General features: G+C 33.0%; 20 protein-coding genes. 13 read left to right on the top strand and 7 right to left on the bottom strand.

From position 1 onward, the window contains the following. Positions 1-150 precede the first annotated feature (150 nt). Both ISP71_00205 and ISP71_00200 read right to left on the bottom strand, forming a co-directional pair. Positions 151-1,080: a metallophosphatase gene (locus ISP71_00205; GenBank protein ID MBL6662500.1), complete on the bottom strand. Its 930-nt coding sequence runs from the start codon at positions 1,078-1,080 to the stop codon at positions 151-153. Further along, positions 1,070-1,747, bottom strand: coding sequence for a 5'-nucleotidase C-terminal domain-containing protein (locus ISP71_00200; protein MBL6662499.1), 678 nt, complete (start codon positions 1,745-1,747; stop codon positions 1,070-1,072). The genes ISP71_00205 and ISP71_00200 overlap by 11 nt, the downstream gene beginning before the upstream one ends. 124 nt (positions 1,748-1,871) lie before the next feature. Between ISP71_00200 and ISP71_00195 the strand changes: the two genes are divergently transcribed. Genes ISP71_00195 through ISP71_00185 form a run of 3 tightly spaced genes read left to right on the top strand, consistent with a single transcriptional unit; the run spans position 1,872 to position 3,853 of the window. Then, a complete protein-coding gene (locus ISP71_00195) occupies positions 1,872-2,810 on the top strand; it encodes an SPFH domain-containing protein (GenBank protein MBL6662498.1) in 939 nt (312 codons plus the stop codon). 3 nt (positions 2,811-2,813) lie between these two features. Then, positions 2,814-3,221, top strand: a complete 408-nt coding sequence (locus ISP71_00190) for an acyl-CoA thioesterase (protein MBL6662497.1) — start codon at positions 2,814-2,816, stop codon at positions 3,219-3,221. Next, on the top strand, positions 3,218-3,853 hold the full coding sequence (locus ISP71_00185; GenBank protein MBL6662496.1) for an aquaporin: 636 nt from the start codon (positions 3,218-3,220) through the stop codon (positions 3,851-3,853). Before ISP71_00190 ends, ISP71_00185 begins: the two co-directional genes overlap by 4 nt. Here the strand turns inward: ISP71_00185 and ISP71_00180 are convergent. From ISP71_00180 to ribD, 4 genes are read right to left on the bottom strand one after another with little or no spacing between them, the layout of a single operon-like run. Further along, positions 3,843-4,763 (bottom strand): aminopeptidase, encoded by a 921-nt coding sequence (locus ISP71_00180; GenBank protein MBL6662495.1) that lies wholly within the window; start codon positions 4,761-4,763, stop codon positions 3,843-3,845. The genes ISP71_00185 and ISP71_00180 overlap by 11 nt on opposite strands. Position 4,764: 1 nt before the next feature. After that, the gene (locus tag ISP71_00175) at positions 4,765-5,379 is read right to left on the bottom strand and encodes a YigZ family protein (GenBank protein ID MBL6662494.1); all 615 of its coding nucleotides are present in this window, start codon (positions 5,377-5,379) and stop codon (positions 4,765-4,767) included. Further along, positions 5,380-6,219 carry a DMT family transporter gene (locus ISP71_00170; GenBank protein MBL6662493.1) on the bottom strand — a complete coding sequence of 280 codons (840 nt, stop codon included), beginning with the start codon at positions 6,217-6,219 and terminating at the stop codon, positions 5,380-5,382. After that, positions 6,216-7,226, bottom strand: coding sequence for a bifunctional diaminohydroxyphosphoribosylaminopyrimidine deaminase/5-amino-6-(5-phosphoribosylamino)uracil reductase RibD (ribD, locus tag ISP71_00165; protein ID MBL6662492.1), 1,011 nt, complete (start codon positions 7,224-7,226; stop codon positions 6,216-6,218). The genes ISP71_00170 and ribD overlap by 4 nt, the downstream gene beginning before the upstream one ends. Before the next feature lie 31 nt (positions 7,227-7,257). On the opposite strand from ribD, the gene prmC reads away from it, so the two are divergent. From prmC to ISP71_00145, 4 genes are read left to right on the top strand one after another with little or no spacing between them, the layout of a single operon-like run. After that, positions 7,258-8,097: a peptide chain release factor N(5)-glutamine methyltransferase gene (gene prmC, locus ISP71_00160; GenBank protein MBL6662491.1), complete on the top strand. Its 840-nt coding sequence runs from the start codon at positions 7,258-7,260 to the stop codon at positions 8,095-8,097. Between the two features lie 12 nt (positions 8,098-8,109). Further along, positions 8,110-10,101 carry an NAD-dependent DNA ligase LigA gene (gene ligA, locus ISP71_00155; protein ID MBL6662490.1) on the top strand — a complete coding sequence of 664 codons (1,992 nt, stop codon included), beginning with the start codon at positions 8,110-8,112 and terminating at the stop codon, positions 10,099-10,101. Next, a complete protein-coding gene (locus ISP71_00150) occupies positions 10,101-10,658 on the top strand; it encodes a hypothetical protein (GenBank protein MBL6662489.1) in 558 nt (185 codons plus the stop codon). Before ligA ends, ISP71_00150 begins: the two co-directional genes overlap by 1 nt. Continuing rightward, positions 10,648-11,529, top strand: a complete 882-nt coding sequence (locus tag ISP71_00145) for a 4-hydroxy-tetrahydrodipicolinate synthase (GenBank protein MBL6662488.1) — start codon at positions 10,648-10,650, stop codon at positions 11,527-11,529. The genes ISP71_00150 and ISP71_00145 overlap by 11 nt, the downstream gene beginning before the upstream one ends. On the opposite strand, the gene ISP71_00140 is transcribed toward ISP71_00145, so the two are convergent. Next, positions 11,526-12,767: a pyridoxal phosphate-dependent aminotransferase family protein gene (locus ISP71_00140; protein ID MBL6662487.1), complete on the bottom strand. Its 1,242-nt coding sequence runs from the start codon at positions 12,765-12,767 to the stop codon at positions 11,526-11,528. The two genes, ISP71_00145 and ISP71_00140, sit on opposite strands and share 4 nt — an antisense overlap. Before the next feature lie 129 nt (positions 12,768-12,896). Between ISP71_00140 and bamD the strand changes: the two genes are divergently transcribed. From bamD to ISP71_00110, 6 genes are read left to right on the top strand one after another with little or no spacing between them, the layout of a single operon-like run. Then, positions 12,897-13,688 carry an outer membrane protein assembly factor BamD gene (gene bamD, locus ISP71_00135; GenBank protein ID MBL6662486.1) on the top strand — a complete coding sequence of 264 codons (792 nt, stop codon included), beginning with the start codon at positions 12,897-12,899 and terminating at the stop codon, positions 13,686-13,688. Beyond that, positions 13,685-14,026, top strand: coding sequence for a DNA-directed RNA polymerase subunit omega (locus ISP71_00130; protein MBL6662485.1), 342 nt, complete (start codon positions 13,685-13,687; stop codon positions 14,024-14,026). The genes bamD and ISP71_00130 overlap by 4 nt, the downstream gene beginning before the upstream one ends. Further along, positions 14,026-15,237 carry a bifunctional phosphopantothenoylcysteine decarboxylase/phosphopantothenate--cysteine ligase CoaBC gene (gene coaBC / locus ISP71_00125; GenBank protein ID MBL6662484.1) on the top strand — a complete coding sequence of 404 codons (1,212 nt, stop codon included), beginning with the start codon at positions 14,026-14,028 and terminating at the stop codon, positions 15,235-15,237. The genes ISP71_00130 and coaBC overlap by 1 nt, the downstream gene beginning before the upstream one ends. Further along, entirely contained in the window at positions 15,230-16,174 is a 945-nt protein-coding gene (locus ISP71_00120; protein MBL6662483.1) for a DUF4835 family protein, read from the top strand. Before coaBC ends, ISP71_00120 begins: the two co-directional genes overlap by 8 nt. 3 nt (positions 16,175-16,177) lie before the next feature. After that, positions 16,178-17,836, top strand: coding sequence for a DNA repair protein RecN (gene recN / locus ISP71_00115; protein ID MBL6662482.1), 1,659 nt, complete (start codon positions 16,178-16,180; stop codon positions 17,834-17,836). A gap of 40 nt (positions 17,837-17,876) precedes the next feature. Next, on the top strand, positions 17,877-18,689 hold the full coding sequence (locus ISP71_00110) for an SDR family oxidoreductase (GenBank protein MBL6662481.1): 813 nt from the start codon (positions 17,877-17,879) through the stop codon (positions 18,687-18,689). The last annotated feature ends 29 nt before the right edge of the window (positions 18,690-18,718 follow it).

Genomic DNA, 18,718 nt, shown 5'->3' with positions numbered 1-18,718 from the left:
ATACGCTTTTATTCTTTGTTAAAATTGAAAGGCAAATGTGTTAATAAAAAAGTTTAAAAAAAAATTTTAGAGCCCTTGATTTTAATGTTTTTTTTACAGATATGATTTTTTTTATGGATTTTATCTGAAAGGAAAATCAAAAACTTTTTTTTAGGCTATCACATCTAATACATTGCTATCAAATGCGTGTTCAAAATTACGATAATTTGACCTATTTTTATCAAAATAAAAGTCAATTTTACCTAATTTAATGGCGCCAAATCCAACTTGGCTGATAAGTACATCTTTATTAACACTATTTTTTACAATTACGGGCTCATTGAGAAAGGAATGTGTGTGTCCACCAATTATCAAATCGATGTTTTTAGTTTGAGCTGCTAATTTCATATCACTGACTTTACTGTTTTTGTATTCAAAGCCTAAATGAGACAAACAAATAACCAAATCACAATTCAACTTTTTCTTAAGATAATGAGCTTTTTTATTGGCTACAGTTATGGGGTCTAAATATTGTGTGTTGCCATAAAGCTTTGAGTCAACAAGACCTTTTAATTCTATACCTATTCCCAATACTCCTACTTTTATTCCTCCTTTATTAAATACTTTATGAGGTATTACCTTATCCTCTAGTATAGTATTGCTAAAGTCATAGTTTGAAGATATGAATTGGAAATTAGCATGATGCATTTGACGAGCTAGTCCATCGATACCATTGTCAAAGTCATGATTTCCAATAGTTACAGCATCATAGCCGATATCGCTCATTAGTCTAAATTCCAGTTCTCCGCCAAACAGATTGAAGTAGGGAGTACCTTGAAAAATATCTCCAGCGTCTAATAAAAGTATGTTTTCTTCTTCTTGTCTTATCTTCTTAACTAGAGAGGACAATTGAAACATACCTCCTAAACCTTTATTCCTACCTGAAGAAAAAGCTTCGATATGACTGTGCATATCGTTGGTATGAAGAATGGTTAATTTAATTGGTTTTTTAGCATCGGTAGAAAATGCTTGTAAAGGGGATAAGCCTACTAGAGCAGTACCTAGTCCAATTTGTTTTATGAATGTTCTTCTAGTTTTCATCGAATAGAATTAAATGTCTTTGGTCTAGCTTTGACGAAATGGTATCTTTTTTAATACAATAGTTTATGAGAGCATCTCTCATTTTGACGCCTACTTTATGTTGTGTTTTGTCTTTAAAGAATTTCATTTTATCACCACCATTAGCCAAATAGTCTGTTGTAAGAACTAAAAATAAGCTATCGTTTAATGAAAAGTCATCAGCAAAAGCTACAGGTTGTCCTTTGGTGAAATTGAAATAGGCTTTTAAATCAAGCATTTCAGTTTTATTCAACTCTAAAACGACTAATTCGTTTTCGAAAGGCATGAGCTGATATAAATCCCTTTTAGTGATATCTCCTTGCGGTATTGGACTTCTTAGACCGCCAGTATTGAAAAAACCAAGGTCAATATCATCTTCATACATTTCTTGAGCCATTTCTAAGCAAACGTCAGAAGTCCAATTGCCAAGCAAACTTTCTGGTTTTGTTTTTTTCATCTCTTGTGTAGAATGACACAAAACAGCATTCATTTGAGCATCAAGCTCAGTTTTGTAAGGAAGAATAGTATAATACATATTACTATCAACATCTAAAGATTGTACGTCGTAAACTTCACGATTTACGCTAGTGTAGTTGCTAGTAGTTGGGCTGGATAGCGCAAGGGCTAATAAAAGGTAAATGAACTGCATAGCACAAATCTAAAATTTATACTTTAATTATTGTTAAAAAATTATTGATTAATTAATCGTTTGAAAATATCATCAATAAACTAATTCGCTAAATTTGATATCAATTAATCTAAAACTAAAAATCATGAACACATTTTTCTTCATTTTACCTTTAATTATAATTTTAGTTCCCCTTGCTTTTTTTGTAGTTAAGCAACAATCGGCTGCTATAATAGAGCGTTTTGGTAAGTTTACCTCAATTAGACATTCAGGGCTTCAATTAAAAATCCCTGTTGTGGATAGAATAGCAGGAAAATTGAGTTTAAAGATTCAACAATTAGATGTAGTTGTAGAAACCAAAACTAAAGACGATGTGTTTGTTAAGCTCAAAGTTTCTGTTCAATTTCAGGTGATTAAGGATAAAGTATATGAGGCTTTTTACAAGCTAGACTATCCACACGATCAGATTACTTCTTATGTGTTTGATGTTATTAGAGCAGAAGTTCCCAAGATGAAGTTAGATGATGTCTTTGAGAAGAAGAACGATATTGCTATAGCCGTAAAGTCAGAGCTGAATGATGCTATGATAGAGTACGGTTACGACATTATTAAGACTTTAGTTACTGACATTGACCCAGATGCACAGGTTAAAAATGCAATGAACCGAATTAATGCTGCTGAGCGTGAAAAAGTAGCAGCTCAATATGAAGGTGATGCGGCACGTATTTTAATTGTAGAAAAGGCTAAAGCAGAAGCCGAAAGTAAGCGTTTGCAAGGTCAAGGTATAGCCGACCAAAGAAGGGAAATTGCTAGAGGTTTGGAAGAATCTGTTGAAGTATTAAACAAAGTAGGAATAAACTCACAAGAAGCATCAGCATTAATTGTAGTCACTCAACATTATGACACCTTACAAGCTATTGGTGCTGATACTAATAGTAACTTGATATTATTACCTAATTCTCCACAAGCAGGTTCTGATATGTTGAATAATATGGTAGCCTCATTTACTGCAAGTAATCAGATAGGTGAAGCCATGAAGAAGCAAGACAAGAAGAAAAATTCAACTACTGACACAGAAGATTAGAGTATGTTTTCCCACCAAACCAAAATACGAGTTCGCTATGCCGAGACGGACAAAATGGGTTACGTCTATTATGGTAATTATGCTACTTACTTTGAAGTAGCTAGGGTAGAAGCCCTAAGGAGTTTAGGTATTAATTACAAAGAAATGGAGGATAAGGGAGTGATGCTCCCTGTCCTTTCTTATTCCACTAAGTTTTTTAAACCGGCTTTTTACGATGAAGAATTGACCATTAAGTTATTCATCAAAGAATTGCCACAAGCTCGTATTCATTTTTATTTTGAAACTTATAACGAATCGGAAGTGAAAATTAATCAAGCAGAAGTCGTTTTAGTTTTTGTTGATATGGAAAAAAATAAACCGTGTTCTGCTCCACAGGAACTTGTATCTCAGTTAAAATCTTTCGGATTATGAAAAAGTATTGGGCGGAGTTTTTAGGCACTTTTATGATGGTATTTGCTGGTACAGGAGCTATCATTATTAACGACTTGTATGCTAGCGTTTCTCATCTAGGTATTGGCTTAACTTTTGGTTTGGTAGTTATGGCAGTTATATATTCCATTGGTAGTATTTCTGGAGCACATATCAATCCAGCAGTTAGTATTGCCTTTTGGGTAGCTAAACGCTTTGAAACTAAAGAGGTCTTGCCATATATAGGCGTTCAGTTGCTTGGTGCTTTTTTGGCTAGTTTATCTCTCAAAATAATGTTTCCAGAGCATGAATTTTTAGGTGCTACTATACCTGTTGATAGTTGGCAACAATCTTTTGTATTAGAATTTATCCTAACCTTTATTCTGATGTTTGTTATTCTGTTGCTTTCACAAGGTAGTAAAGAAGTGGGAGTGATGACGGGCTTGGTTATTGGGTCAGTAGTAGCTTTTGAGGCTATTTTTGCAGGGCCTGTTTCTGGTGCTTCTATGAATCCAGCACGTTCTATTGCTCCAGCAGTAGTTTCTGGTCATTTGACTTACTTGTGGCTGTATGTGGTTGCTACCACGCTAGGAGCTATTGCTTCTGTTTATGCCGTAAGGTTGATTAAAGATTAATCATCAAATAATCGTACATCTGAGTCATGGATTCTATATCTGATTTATGCACTTTCTCGTCGGGTGTATGTACGAAATCTTCGGGAGCACCAATAAAACACCAATCAAAAGGGTAGGGCGAACGCTGTAGGGCGTTACCATCGCTACCTCCAGCATTTTCTACTTCCAATTGAAAAGGAATGTTACTAGATTTTGCCAAATCAATAATTCGATTGATGTAAGACCTTCTAGGAATACCGCTATCTCTAATTGATATGGCTACGCCTTTAGCGTGTTTAACCCCTTCCGTAACCCAAGTTATATCAGAAATAAGGGCTTGTTTGACTCCGTATTTTTCGTAGATGAATTTAGCTAAGTATCCTACTGAACCACCGCCATGTTCTTCCCAAGCTGAAAAACAAATTATGCCATTTTCTAGCTTTTCAGCCACTTTAAGGGCATTCCACACACCCAAACGGTTGTCCATATAACAACATTGAACAAAGTCGTCAGTTTCTCTAAAATCAGCTTTAAACGTTAGTGTTGTACCTCTTTCAACTTCTCTACCTCCGATAAAAAGAGTTTTATTTCCATCTTTATCGGTTTTGTGTTGTAGTTTTTCTTCAATCCTTCCTTGGCTATCTTGTCCCACTAACACAATGCCTTCTTTGGTGCTAGGGCCTCCAATTTTTACTACTTCATTGTTATACTTTACGGTATAGCCAATACTATCTAGGTGAGCAAAAATGGCTGTGGTAGGTTTACCAAAGACCAAAACAATACAATCCTGAAAACCATCGCCATAAAACAATTCAGGTTTTACTTTCCAACTGTCTTGATTACTTTTGATATAATCCAATACAAATTCAGTCATATTTTGTTCAGAACCTGATGGGGCTTCTATGTGGCAAAGTGTTTTTAATAATTCCATATTAAATGGTTTTTTGATAAACTAATTTTACTTTATGATTGAGTGCAAATATACTTTGCATTTGTTCAGATTGACTTTTTCTAATACTAAAAGTTAATTCACATTCTATTTCAAACTTTTGCCGCATAACGTCTAGATTTAAATCCTTAACTATTCGCATGACATTATTCATTTCTGGATATTGAAAATGCACCACAAAAACTTCCTTTATGTAGCGTTTTTCGATAGCAATATTTTGTAAAGCATCTTGTGCAGCACTTCTGTAGGCGTTGATGAGTCCACCTACGCCCAGTTTCACTCCACCAAAATAACGAACTACAATGATTAGAGTATTGGTTAAGTCATTAGATAAAAGCTGACCTAAAATGGGCTTTCCAGCCGTATTGGATGGTTCGCCATCATCGCTATCTTTTTGTATAGATTTATCTGGATTTAGAATGTATGCATAGCAATGGTGACGTGCTGCATATTCTTTCTTTCTAATTTCTGCCATTCTAGTTTTCACATCATCTTCATCTTTGATATGAAAAGTATAGGCAATAAACTTACTTCCCTTGTCTTTAAAAAGCCCCTGAGATGAGCCGACAACTTCTAAATATGAATCCTCGAAAAGCATTTATGAATAGATAAGGATGCAAATAGAAGTGATAGCCAATATGACACCTAGCCAATTTAGTTTGGATAAATGTTCTTTGTAGTATCCCCAACCGATAAGTGCCGATAAAACCACTACACCAATATTCAAGATAGGAAAAACTAAACTAGAATCCATTTTATTCAAACTTTTCAAAACAAATAAGATGCTCAAGTAATTAGGAATACCTAGAGATAATCCATAAATCACATTCCTCATTTTGAATCCTTGTTTCTTAACGATTAGTATAATAAAGCCCACACAAAAAGCAACTAAAAATACCGTACTCGTAAAATAGTCTTTAGCGGCTTGTGTTTCAAGGTATTTGAATTGTATATGGGATAAGACTGTATCTAATAATCCTGCACCTACAAATAAGAGAATAGCTAGATATATAGGTCCGTTTTTATTTTCATCTTTTTTGACAGTCAGATAAACCGATAATAGTGCGATAACAATACCTACCGATTTTAGTATTGTCCATGAATCCCCTTGAAATAACAAAGCAGCAATAACAGGAATTATCAAAGACATTTTACTTGCTAATGAGCCTATGGTAACGCCCAATTTCTGAGTGGTCAAGGCCATAATATTGAACATTACTATAAAAAACATCCCCAAAAAGACAGTAGGGATAAACCAATCGGCATAAATGGTATTTTCAATAGTGTAGCCTGAACTACCAAAAGCTATTGATAAGACTCCAGCAGAAAGATAATTGAATGTAATTGCTTCCAGAGTATCAACCTTTCTTCTGTCAAATTCTTTAAAAAAAAGAAATAGACATATGGTAAATAATATGGATAATCCTAATTCAATCATGAGTTAATGAAATAAGTTAATTTATCGTCACCAACAATTTCTGAGTGATTTATAAATGACTGAATTAAAGGAGATTGAATTCCTTTTCCTAATGTCTTTTTTGATGTAAAAACTCGAGCCTCATCCCACACTTTAGCATCAATAAATGTATTTAATGTTTGAGCACCACCCTCAATTATGATAGATTGAATATTACGACTGTGTAACTCTTCTAAAAGAGATGGTGCAAGATTGTCAAAATCTATTTTCAAATGATTTTCAGATGATAGCTTGTCATTAACAACTAGAGTAGGGGCGTCATCATTAAAAATAAGGAGGTCTTTATTTAAAGATAATTTTCTGTCTAACACTATTCGAATTGGATTTTTACCTTCAACTTCTCTAGTGGTAAGTAAAGGATTGTCAAGTTCTGCTGTTTTGCGACCAACCATTATAGCCTGTTCTTGACTACGCCATTGGTGGACTAAAATTTTGGATTCAGGAGAGCTAATCCAAAGGGGTTCTTTTTGATTTAAAGGGGCAATATATCCATCTGATGTTTGCGCCCATTTTAAAATGACATAAGGACGTTTTTTCTCATGAAAAGTGAAAAATCTCTTATTGATAGCTCGACATTCTTTTTCTAAAACCTTAGTAAGCACTTCAATACCAGCCTCTTTCAATCGCTGAATACCTTTGCCATTGACTTCTGAAAAAGTATCTAAACTGCCTATAACTACTCGAGGTATTTTACTCTTTATTATTAAATCTGCACAAGGAGGGGTTTTGCCAAAATGGGCACAAGGTTCAAGGCTAACGTATAAGGTGGACTGTTCTAGTAATTCTTTATTTTCTACACTCGCAATAGCGTTGACTTCAGCATGATGAGAGCCGAATTGTTGGTGATATCCTTGACCAATTATACTATCGTTGTGAACAATAACACAACCAACCATTGGGTTAGGAAAGGCTAAAGGGAAGCCCTTTAACGCTAAATCTATACAAACTTGCATGTATTTTTTGTCCATCAACACGTACAAATTTAACTAAATTGCTCAGATGAAAATGATTCATGATATATTGCCTTATTTTGAAAGGGAGTTAACGCAATTTTACTCTAAGAAAGAAGCTCAAAACATGGCTTTTTGGTGTATTCATTCAATATCAAAACTAAGTCGTTCTGAATACCTATTGTCGTCGAATAGTCCATTATCAAAAGACACAGTAAGTTTTTATCAGTCAGTAGTTAGTAGATTACAAAATTTTGAACCTTTGCAATACATATTGGGAGAATGTGAATTTTACGGCTTATCGTTAAAAGTTTCTCCATCCTGTTTGATACCTCGCCCTGAAACTGAAGAGTTAGTTCATTGGATATTACAACATAATTTTACAAAAGCACTAGATATAGGTACTGGCAGTGCTTGTATTCCAATAGCATTAGCTAAGCATAAAGAGTCTCAAATTACGGCTTTGGATATTTCATCTGATGCTTTGTCAATAGCTAGAGAAAATGCTAAAAAAAACACAGTGGATATTCATTTTATTGAACACGATATTTTTAATGATATTGATTTGAAAACTTCCTTTGATTTAATTGTTAGTAATCCTCCTTATGTTTTAGAAAGTGAAAAGGCATTGATGAAACATAATGTATTGGACTATGAGCCACATTTAGCTTTGTTTGTTTCGGATAATGACGCTTTAATATACTACAAGCGTATCATAGATTTTTCAAAAGTCCATTTACAAAAAGAAGGCTTGTTGTTTTTAGAAATAAATGAACAAAAATCATTTGAAATAAAGGAATTGCTAGAGAATAACGGCTTTAAAAATGTCTTAATAAAAAAAGATATGCAAGGCAAAAATAGAATGGTAAAAGCCGTTAGGAAATCGTAAATTCGAATTCTAATGAATGTAGAAAATCGTATTGTTTTTTTAAGAAGTGAATTGCAGCAACACAATTACAATTATTATGTGTTGGACAAACCTACTATTAGTGATTTTGAGTTTGATATGCTTCTCAACGAGCTTATAGATTTAGAAAAACAAAACCCACAATTTTACGATGCAAATTCTCCTACACAACGTGTAGGAGGTGAGCTAATTAAATCTTTTGATACTGTTGCTCATGAATACCGTATGTTATCTCTAGGAAATACCTATTCTGCTGAAGAACTAGTTGACTTTGATAAACGCATTACCAAATTAGTTGAAACGGATATAGAATACGTTTGTGAGCTCAAATACGATGGTGTATCCATAAGTTTGAAATATGAAAATGGCGAGTTGAAACAAGCTTTAACTCGAGGTAATGGTACGCACGGAGATGATGTTACAGTTAATGTAAAAACCATCAATAGTATTCCGCTTAAACTCAAAGGTGATTATCCCTCTAAATTTGAAATAAGAGGAGAAATATTTTTACCACACGATGGTTTCAATCTAATGAATGAAAAGAGAATAGCAAATGATTTAGAGCCTTTCGCCAACCCTAGAAATGCAGCTTCTGGTAGTGTTAAAATGCAGGATAGTAAAGAAGTTGCTAAACGTCCTTTAGACTGTTTTTTATACTATTTGTTAGGTAAAGAATTACCGTCTCAAAAGCATTATGAAAATTTGCAAAATGCTAGAGAATGGGGCTTTAAGATACCTCATGAAATAAAAGTTTGTTCGTCTATTGACAAGGTCATTGATTTTGTCAATTATTGGGACAATAAAAGACATCATTTGCCATACGATATTGACGGCATAGTCATAAAGGTTAATGACTTGAAATTGCAGGAACAGATGGGTTTTACGGCTAAAAGCCCACGTTGGGCTATTTCTTATAAATTCAAAGCAGAACAAGTATCAACCGTTTTAAATGAAATCACTTATCAGGTGGGTCGTACAGGAGCTATTACACCCGTTGCTAATCTTGAGCCTGTTCTTTTGGCAGGAACAGTTGTCAAACGAGCTTCATTACATAATGCAGACCAAATCTCAAAACTAGACATAAGAGTAGGCGATAAGGTATATGTTGAAAAAGGGGGAGAGATAATTCCTAAAATTGTTGGAGTTGCCCTAAAGGAAAGGGATTTGTTTTCTCAGCCTACGGTTTATATCAGTCATTGTCCTGAATGCGATACACCATTGGTAAGGTCTGAGGGCGATGCTAAACATTACTGTCCAAACGACTTGATGTGTCCGCCTCAAATAAAAGGCAAGTTTGAACATTTTATAAGCAAAAAGGCTATGGATATTGATGGCATTGGTCCTGAGACGATTGACCTACTTTTTGAAAATCAACTTATTGCTTCGATTCCAGATTTATACGACCTTAAAAAAGAAGATTTATTACCATTTAAAAAAGAAGGTGAAAAATGGGCATCTAATATTATTGAGGGTTTAGAACAATCAAAAGCCATTCCATTTGAACGTTTGTTATTTGCTCTAGGTATTAGATATGTTGGAGAAACAGTTTCTAAAGTATTGGTCAAAGAATTTCAACACATAGACCATTTAATGATAGCTGATAAAGAACGCTTGGAAAATGTTGATGAAATAGGAGAGAAAATAGCAGAAAGTGTGGTGTTATATTTTCAAAATAATGAAAATATAAAGCTTATTGACAGATTGAAAAATCAAGGTTTATGTTTTGAAATAGGTGAAGAAAGTAAAGCTATTTCATCGCAGTTATCAGGTATGTCAATTGTTATTTCTGGCGTTTTTAGTCATTTTTCGAGAGATGAGCTTAAAAAATTAATTGAACAACATGGAGGAAAAAATGTTAGTTCAATTTCTAAAAAAACTACATTTGTAGTAGCAGGTGAGAATATGGGGCCTAGCAAACTTCAAAAGGCCGAAAAGTTAAATGTTCCCATATTGACCGAAGATGAATTCATTAAAAAGATTAGTTAATGCATATTCAATTTGTAGAAAATATAAAGCAGAAAGTTGGTGATTATGTTTTTAAACGTGATTTGAAACACAACGACAGAAAACGTGAAGTTCATAATTTACATACAGCTAAATCTATTGGCATTCTTTATGATGCTACCGATTTGAAAGATATGATGCTTGTAAGCGAGTTTGCAAACGAACTATTTAAAACTAAAAAAGATGTTAAGGCCTTAGGTTTTGTGAATAGAAATGAACTTACACATCATCATATGCCTATGCTTCAATTCGATTTTTTCTTTTTGAAAGATTTGAATTGGTACTATAAACCTCAAAATTATATCATCAAAAATTTCTTGGAAAAGGATTACGATATACTTATCAATTTGTGTACGAGTAATTGTGTGCCTGTCAAATATTTAGCGGGTGGTTCAAAAGCTAAGTTTAAGGTTGGCAAATACGAACAAGATTTATCCATCTATGATATGATGATAGATGTTAAACAAGAAACCTTATCAGCTTTGATAACTGAAGTAAAACATTACCTTAACTTAATCAACAAAAAAAATGCTTCATAAAATAAGTGGAACTGGTGTAGCTTTAGTAACTCCTTTCAAATCTGACTTAAGTATTGACTTTGAAGCATTAACTTCTTTGGTCAATCATTGTGTTGATGGTAACATAGATTTTCTTGTCGTCATGGGAACAACCGGTGAAAGTGTAACACTTTCATTAGAAGAAAAAAATGCAGCATTAGATTGTGTCAAAAAGGCAAACAATAATAGATTACCCATTGTTTTAGGTATTGGTGGAAATAACACAGATTACATTACCCAGTCTTTTTCTTCTTTTAATCTTGATGGAGTTGATGCTATTTTATCTGTTTCACCAGCTTATAACAAGCCTACACAAGAGGGTATATATCAACATTTCAAAGCGATTTCTAAAAGTTCGCCACTACCTATAATTTTATACAATGTTCCGGGTAGGACATCTTCTAATATGACTTCTGAAACTACTCTAAGATTAGCTAATGATTTTGAAAATATTATTGCAATAAAAGAAGCGAGTGGTGATATGGAGCAGATTATGGAAATCATCTCTAAAAAACCCATTGATTTTAAGGTTCTTTCTGGTGATGATGCTATTACACTTCCTATTATTCTTATGGGAGGTGATGGTGTTATTTCAGTATTGGGTCAAGCCTTACCAAAAGATTTTTCTTCTATGGTAAAATATGGTCTTGAAGGAGATTTAAAAGCCTCCAAAGAATTACATTACAAGATATTGAGTTTTGTTAAACCACTATTTATAGAAGGAAATCCAGCGGGAGTAAAGACACTTCTCAGTTTACAAGGTATTTGCAAGGAGGAAGTGAGATTGCCATTGGTCAAGTCTTCGGCAAAATTAAAATCTATCTTTGAAAAAGAATTGAATAAATTAGTCTAGAAACTAGCTAACTTCTCAGAAACATATTCTCCTTTTTCTAACTTATCTTTAATAGCACTAAAGGACTCTATTGTATAGTTTACATCTTCTATTGTATGAACAGCAGTAGGAATCAGTCTTAAAAGAATTACTCCCTTAGGAACAACAGGATAGGTTACAATAGAACAGAATATGCCGAAATTTTCCCTTAAATCTAAGGTTAAGTTAGTTGCTTCACCAACACCACCAGACAAATAAACAGGCGTAACGGCAGATTCAGTATTGCCTAGATTAAAACCAGCTTTTCTAAGTCCAGACTGTAAGCTATTTGCTATATTCCAAAGATTAGCTTTTAGCTCTGGTTTAGATTGAAGAAGTTCTAAACGCTTGATAGCACCAATTGTAATTGGCATAGGTAAAGATTTAGCGAAAATTTGAGAACGCATATTGTATCTCAAGTATTCTATAACATCTTCGGTAGAGGAAATGAAGGCACCAATACTTGCCATAGATTTAGCAAATGTACCAAAGTAAACATCAATTTCATCGTGGCAACCTAAGTGCTCGCCTGCGCCATATCCAGTTTTTCCCATAGTTCCAAAACCATGTGCATCATCAACTAACAGACGGAAATTATATTTTGCTTTTAAAGCTGTTATCTCTTTAAGTTTACCTAAGTCGCCAGACATTCCAAAAACACCTTCAGTAATAACTAGTATTCCACCATCTGTTTCATCAGTAATCTTTTGAGCTCTTTGTAATTGCTTTTCAAAATTTTCAATATTGTTATGAGGAAAAACAAAGCGTTTTCCTTGATGTAATCTAACGCCGTCAATTATACAAGCGTGACATTCACTATCATAAACAATAACATCTTTTCTATCTACTAATGCATCAATTGATGACATTATTCCCTGGTATCCAAAGTTAAGTAGTATAGTATCTTCTTTTTTCATAAAAGAAGAAAGTTCATTTTCTAGTTGCTCATGGTAGTTGGTGTTACCAGACATCATTCTAGAACCCATAGGGTAACCTAAACCCCAATCTTTAGAAGCTTGTTCATCAACACGTCTAACTTCTTCGTGGTTTGAAAGTCCTATATAGTTATTAATACTCCAAACTAAAACTTCTTTTCCCCTGAAAAACATTTTGTTAGAAATTTCGCCTTCTAGTTTAGGAAATGTAAAATAGCCATGTGCATCTTTGGCATGTTTTCCTAAGGGTCCTCTATTGTTTTTTATCTTATCAAAAAGATCCATACTAACTTGTCCGTTTAAGTTGGCTAAAATAATCAATAGTATTTATCTTACAAAATACATTTTAAACTATGTAAAATAAAATATTTCAAAAGTCGTTCCAATTACTATCTTTGCAACTGATTATTTTAGATGAAAAATTTCTTATATATCGTTTTATTAGCAGTCTTGTTCTCTTGTAATGGCTATCAGAAGATAGTAAAGAGTAACGATATCGAGTTAAAGTATATAATGGCTAAAAAGTATTATGAAGAGAACGAATACTTTAAGGCCTTACCACTTCTTGATGAATTGCACACCTTGTTTAAAGGAACCAAGAAAGCAGAAGAAGTAGATTATTTACTTGCATACACTCATTATGGGTTAGGTGCTAATATGTTAGCTAGTTATAAATTCAAACTATTTACTCTAACTTATCCATTCAGCAAACACAACGAAGAGTTGGCTTATATGGCAGCTTATTGTTACTATTTAGAATCTCCTAAATATTCTCTAGATAAAACGAATACCCTGAAAGCGATTCAAGAGTTACAAACATTCATAGATAAATATCCTGAAAGTGAGAAAGTTGAAAAATGTAATTCTCTCATAGATGATTTAACTTTGAAAGTTCATAAGAAAGTTTACGGTATTGCGAAGTTATATTATGATATCGAAGATTATAATGCTGCAATTACTGCCTTAAATAACGTTATAACTGACTATCCAACTATTGATAATCAATCCGAAATACAATTTTTAATATTAGATGCTAATTACAAATTGGCTACAAATAGTGTTTCTAGTAAGAAAATAGAACGTTTAAACAATACAATAGCATCTTATCGATATTTTGTCAAAAATTTTCCAGAAGATAATAGGTTAAAAGAGGCAAATAACATTTATGAAAAATCAATTAAACAACTAGAAAAGTTTCAACAATGACAGATTTTAAAAAATCAAAAGCAGCAAATACTACAGAAACAAGAAACATTAAAGATATGGCTCAGCGTACTGGAAATATGTACGAAGCCGTAGCAATAATGTCTAAACGTGCTGTTCAAATAAATAAAGACATCAAAGAAGAATTGCTTTCTAAACTAGCAGAATTCGCTACTCCTAGTGAATCTATAGAAGAAATTTTTGAAAACAGTGAGCAAATAGAAGTTTCTAAGTTTTATGAAAGACTTCCAAAAGGAACACTTATTGCCGTACAAGAATTTTTAGAAGAAAACATTTACCACAGAAACGCTAAGTTAGATAACGAAGAGGACAGCATCTAATGTCTTTCTTTAAGGGGAAAAATGTAATTGTTGGTGTGACTGCAAGTATTGCAGCATACAAATCTGCATTTTTAGTAAGAGAGTTTGTAAAACAAGGTGCCAATGTTAGGGTAATACAAACTCCTGAATCCCAACAATTTATTACTCCTCTGACCTTATCGACTTTATCTAAAAATCCAGTTCTTAGTGGTCTAGTTAAAGAGGAAGATAAGGACGTCTGGAACAACCACGTAGAAATCGGTCTTTGGGCCGATTTATTTGTTATTGCACCTGCAACGGCTAAAACACTTTCTAAGATGGCAAATGGTGAGTGTGACAATTTATTGCTTACTACCTATCTATCTGCTCAATGCCCAGTGTTTTTTGCTCCAGCAATGGACTTAGATATGTTTAAGCATCAAAGTACGCAAGACAATATTGATAAGCTCACTTCTTATGGTAATGTCTATATCCCTCCAGGAGATGGCGAATTGGCTAGTGGTTTGAGTGGCAAGGGAAGAATGGCAGAACCTGAAGATATTGTTTTGGCCATAGAAGAAAATTTATCTGTACAACTTCCTCTTAAAAACAAAAACATTCTTATCACAGCAGGGCCTACTTTTGAAGCTATCGATCCAGTACGTTTTATAGGCAATCAATCTTCAGGTAAAATGGGATTCTCAATTGCTGAGGCTGCGGCAAATGCTGGAGCTAATGTTACTTTAGTAACTGGACCAACAAACCAACAACTTATAAATAATAGTATTAAGCTAGTTAATGTAGTCAGCGCAAAAGAGATGTATGATGCTTGTTTTGACCATTTTAAGTTGACAGACATAGCTATAATGAGTGCAGCAGTATCGGATTATACACCCAAAGTTGTTTCTACTACCAAAATGAAAAAGCATACAGAAAGTCTAAACATTGAATTTGTTAAAACACAAGATATTCTTAAAAGCTTAGGTGAAGTCAAATCTAATAAACAAGTGCTTATTGGTTTTGCATTAGAAACTAATGATGAAATAGAAAATGCCAAAAAGAAACTCTCTGATAAAAACTTAGATTTTATTGTTTTGAATTCAATGAATGATAAAGGGGCTGGTTTTAAACACGATACAAATAAGATAACCATCATTGATAACAGCAATAAATTGTATAAATTTGAGTTAAAATCAAAGCAAGAAGTGGCTGATGATATTATTAACCATATCGTAGAAAATTACAATGATTAGACTCTTATTTACACTAGTGATTTTACTGACTTCTTTTTGTATGTCATACTCTCAAGAAGTATTATGTAACATTAGAGTTATGCCAAAGAACGATCTTCCAATGAGTGATAGACAGAAGCTTCAAACACTTCAAAAATCTGCTAGAGAATTCATAAATAATAGAAAGTGGACCAATGAGATATTTAAAGATGAGGAACGAATTGAATTCAATCTTTCTTTTAATATTCTTGAAAAAGTGTCAACTGATAGGTACGCTGGAACTTTACAAGTGCAATTTTCTCGGCCTGTTTTTAATAGTTCTTATTATTCACCACTTTTAAATTACCTCGATAAAGAAATAGAGTTTGATTTCATAGATACTCAACCGCTTGATTTTAATGAAAACACGCACACTTCAAACTTATCGGCTATTTTATCCTTTTATACATACATAATCATAGGATTAGATTATTCTACTTTCAGCTACAATGGTGGCAATATGTATTTTCAAAAAGCTAAAAAGATTGTGGAAAATGCTCAGTCTGCACCTGAAAATGGATGGAAAGCATTTGAAAGTAATATGAATAGATATTGGTTAGCAGAAGAACTACTTGATGCTAAATACAGTACATTTCAATCAGTTTTGTACAGTTATCATAGAAGCGGTCTAGATTTAATGCATGAAGATAATGAAAAGGGTAGAGGCTTTGTAACTGAAAGTATTGAAAATATGAGAAAGGTAAAACAGCTTAATCCTACGGCATTTATTTTACAGTTATTTTTTAACGCCAAAGCAGATGAAATAGCTAGTATTTATTCTAACGCTTTTCAAGATGAAAAGAATAGGGTTTACAAACTTCTAACTCAGATTGACCCTGCTAACATCAATAAATACAATAAGATAAAAGAGCAAAACTCAAATAATGAGCCAATTAATACTATGCCTAATTCAAAATAAATCATGCTAAATCGTTTATCCATTAATAACTATGCGCTTATTGATGAATTATCCATCGATTTAAAAAAAGGTTTTACGGCAATTACTGGTGAAACAGGTGCAGGTAAGTCTATTTTAATTTCCGCACTATGTCTCATATTAGGTGAAAGGGCTGATTTTAAAGCCATTGCCGATATTGACAAGAAATGTATAGTTGAAGGTGAATTTAATATTGCAAACTATAATTTAGAGTCCTTTTTTGAGAACAATGACTTAGACTTCACAAATCCAACTCTAATAAGAAGGGAAATAACGCCTACGGGTAGAAGTAGAGCTTTTGTGAATGATACCCCTGTAAGTCTCAATCTATTAAAAGAACTGGGTTCTTTTCTAATAGATATTCATTCTCAACATCAAACACTTCTATTAAATTCTCAAGATTATCAACTAAAATTGGTTGATGCTTATTGTAATCATCAAGATATACTGTCACAGTTTAAAACTGAGTACCAGTCTTTTCTTTCTAAACAAAAAGAGCTAGATGAAATGATTGAAAATGAAAATCATTTTTCAAGAGAGTTAGATTATAAACAGTTTTTATTCGATGAACTAGAAGAAGCTAAATTAAGTCTTGAGGATAACTCAATAGAAGAAGAAGTTAATAAACTTGAAAATTTTGAAGAAATTCAACAAAAACTGAATCAAATTATGATGATTTCAGAGAACAATGAATTTTCAGTTAGCTCCTTGTTGTCAAACATAGTAGTTACTCTAGACAGTATTCGAAAAAACGACTCAAAGATTGATATTTTGAATTCAAGGTTTAATAGTATTTGGATTGAGTTTAAAGATTGTGTTTCTGACCTTGAACATTTAGCTTCTAATTACAATATTGACTTTGATGCAAAACAATTGTTATTTCTTCAAGAACGATTTAGCATAATCAACAAGTTGCTTCAAAAACATAATGCAAATACTATTGAAGATTTATTAGAAATCCACTCCAATCTATCAAAAGATTTAGAGCAGTTTCATTCTATGGACAAGACCATAGAGTCCCTAAGAAATGAATGCGACAAGACTTTTAAAATGGTATCTAAAACTGCTCAATTATTGAGTAAAAATAGATTATCAATTTTACCAAATATTCAAAAGGAATTACAAGGCTTACTTACCAATTTAGGTATGCCGAATGCTAGAGTAAAAATTTCAACTAACTCTTATGATAAACTTAATGCTAAGGGATATGAAGATTTTACATTTTGTTTTACATCAAACAAGGGTATAGAGCCTAAGCAAATCTCTAGTATTGCTTCTGGAGGAGAGCTATCTAGATTGATGTTATGTTTTAAATATATTCTTGCTCAAAAAACGAGTTTACCCAGTGTAATTTTTGATGAAATTGACTCTGGTGTTTCTGGAGAAATAGCTCATAAAATGGCAGATCTTATGAGTCAAATGTCTAAATCTATGCAAGTTATTAGCATAACGCATCTTCCACAAGTTGCCGCTAAAGGTAGCGTTCAGTTACTAGTATCTAAATTGGAAACATCAGAAAAAGCACAAACTAATATTAAAGAATTATTACCAGAAGAGCGAATCGTTGAATTAGCAAAAATGCTTAGTGGTAAAACGATTACGGATTCTTCATTGAGTAACGCACGAGATTTATTAAATACTTGATAATTCGTTTATATTTGTAACCAACAAACCAATTTATAAAATGTCAAATAATTTATTAAAAGGAAAAAGAGGTATAATTTTTGGTGCTTTAGATAGCAAATCTATAGCTTGGAAAGTAGCAGAACATTGTAAAGAACAAGGTGCCGAATTTGTATTAACAAACGCCCCTATTGCAATGCGAATGGGTACAATTAACGAATTAGCAGAAAAAACAAATTCTACCATCATTCCTGCAGATGCAACATCTGTAGAGGATATTGACAACCTTATTACTAAATCAATGGAAATATTAGGTGGTAAGATTGACTTTATATTACATTCAATAGGTATGTCTGTTAATGTAAGAAAAGGAAGGCACTATACTGACCAAAATTATGATTTCACTGTTAAAGGCTTAGATGTTTCTGCTATGTCTTTTCATAAAGTCATGCAATCGGCATGGAAATTAGAAGCTATGAACGATTATGGCTCTATTTTAGCTCTTTCTTACATTGCAGCACAACGTACTTTTCCAGATTATAACGATATGGCTGACAATAAATCTTTTCTAGAAAGTATTGCAAGAAGTTTTGGTTATCATTTTGGTAAAAGAAATAAAGTAAGAGTAAATACGATTTCTCAATCACCTACTATTACTACTGCTGGAAGTGGGGTAAAAGGCTTTGATGGTTTCTTCAAATATGCAGAGCAAATATCACCACTTGGAAATGCTTCTGCAGACGATTGTGCTAAATACTGTGTTTCTTTATTTTCTGATTTAACACAGTCTGTAACTATGCAGAACTTGTTCCATGACGGAGGGTTTTCAAATACAGGTGTTAGCGAAGAGGTACTAGAGAATTTTCTAAAGTAAAGTTTAAATAATTACACATAAAAAAAGCT

The organism is Flavobacteriales bacterium (genome assembly GCA_016779995.1).
Taxonomy (GTDB): domain Bacteria; phylum Bacteroidota; class Bacteroidia; order Flavobacteriales; family UBA7312; genus UBA8444.
Note: the sequence above shows the minus strand (reverse complement) of the source record. Positions and strands in the feature narration are given on the sequence as shown.

Coding starts and splice junctions, on each gene's coding strand:
- ISP71_00205 (MBL6662500.1), bottom strand. CDS start 1,080: ATGAAAACTAGAAGAACATTCATAAAACAAATTGGACTAGGTACTGCT.
- ISP71_00200 (MBL6662499.1), bottom strand. CDS start 1,747: ATGCAGTTCATTTACCTTTTATTAGCCCTTGCGCTATCCAGCCCAACT.
- ISP71_00195 (MBL6662498.1), top strand. CDS start 1,872: ATGAACACATTTTTCTTCATTTTACCTTTAATTATAATTTTAGTTCCC.
- ISP71_00190 (MBL6662497.1), top strand. CDS start 2,814: ATGTTTTCCCACCAAACCAAAATACGAGTTCGCTATGCCGAGACGGAC.
- ISP71_00185 (MBL6662496.1), top strand. CDS start 3,218: ATGAAAAAGTATTGGGCGGAGTTTTTAGGCACTTTTATGATGGTATTT.
- ISP71_00180 (MBL6662495.1), bottom strand. CDS start 4,763: ATGGAATTATTAAAAACACTTTGCCACATAGAAGCCCCATCAGGTTCT.
- ISP71_00175 (MBL6662494.1), bottom strand. CDS start 5,379: ATGCTTTTCGAGGATTCATATTTAGAAGTTGTCGGCTCATCTCAGGGG.
- ISP71_00170 (MBL6662493.1), bottom strand. CDS start 6,219: ATGATTGAATTAGGATTATCCATATTATTTACCATATGTCTATTTCTT.
- ribD (MBL6662492.1), bottom strand. CDS start 7,226: ATGGACAAAAAATACATGCAAGTTTGTATAGATTTAGCGTTAAAGGGC.
- prmC (MBL6662491.1), top strand. CDS start 7,258: ATGAAAATGATTCATGATATATTGCCTTATTTTGAAAGGGAGTTAACG.
- ligA (MBL6662490.1), top strand. CDS start 8,110: ATGAATGTAGAAAATCGTATTGTTTTTTTAAGAAGTGAATTGCAGCAA.
- ISP71_00150 (MBL6662489.1), top strand. CDS start 10,101: ATGCATATTCAATTTGTAGAAAATATAAAGCAGAAAGTTGGTGATTAT.
- ISP71_00145 (MBL6662488.1), top strand. CDS start 10,648: ATGCTTCATAAAATAAGTGGAACTGGTGTAGCTTTAGTAACTCCTTTC.
- ISP71_00140 (MBL6662487.1), bottom strand. CDS start 12,767: ATGGATCTTTTTGATAAGATAAAAAACAATAGAGGACCCTTAGGAAAA.
- bamD (MBL6662486.1), top strand. CDS start 12,897: ATGAAAAATTTCTTATATATCGTTTTATTAGCAGTCTTGTTCTCTTGT.
- ISP71_00130 (MBL6662485.1), top strand. CDS start 13,685: ATGACAGATTTTAAAAAATCAAAAGCAGCAAATACTACAGAAACAAGA.
- coaBC (MBL6662484.1), top strand. CDS start 14,026: ATGTCTTTCTTTAAGGGGAAAAATGTAATTGTTGGTGTGACTGCAAGT.
- ISP71_00120 (MBL6662483.1), top strand. CDS start 15,230: ATGATTAGACTCTTATTTACACTAGTGATTTTACTGACTTCTTTTTGT.
- recN (MBL6662482.1), top strand. CDS start 16,178: ATGCTAAATCGTTTATCCATTAATAACTATGCGCTTATTGATGAATTA.
- ISP71_00110 (MBL6662481.1), top strand. CDS start 17,877: ATGTCAAATAATTTATTAAAAGGAAAAAGAGGTATAATTTTTGGTGCT.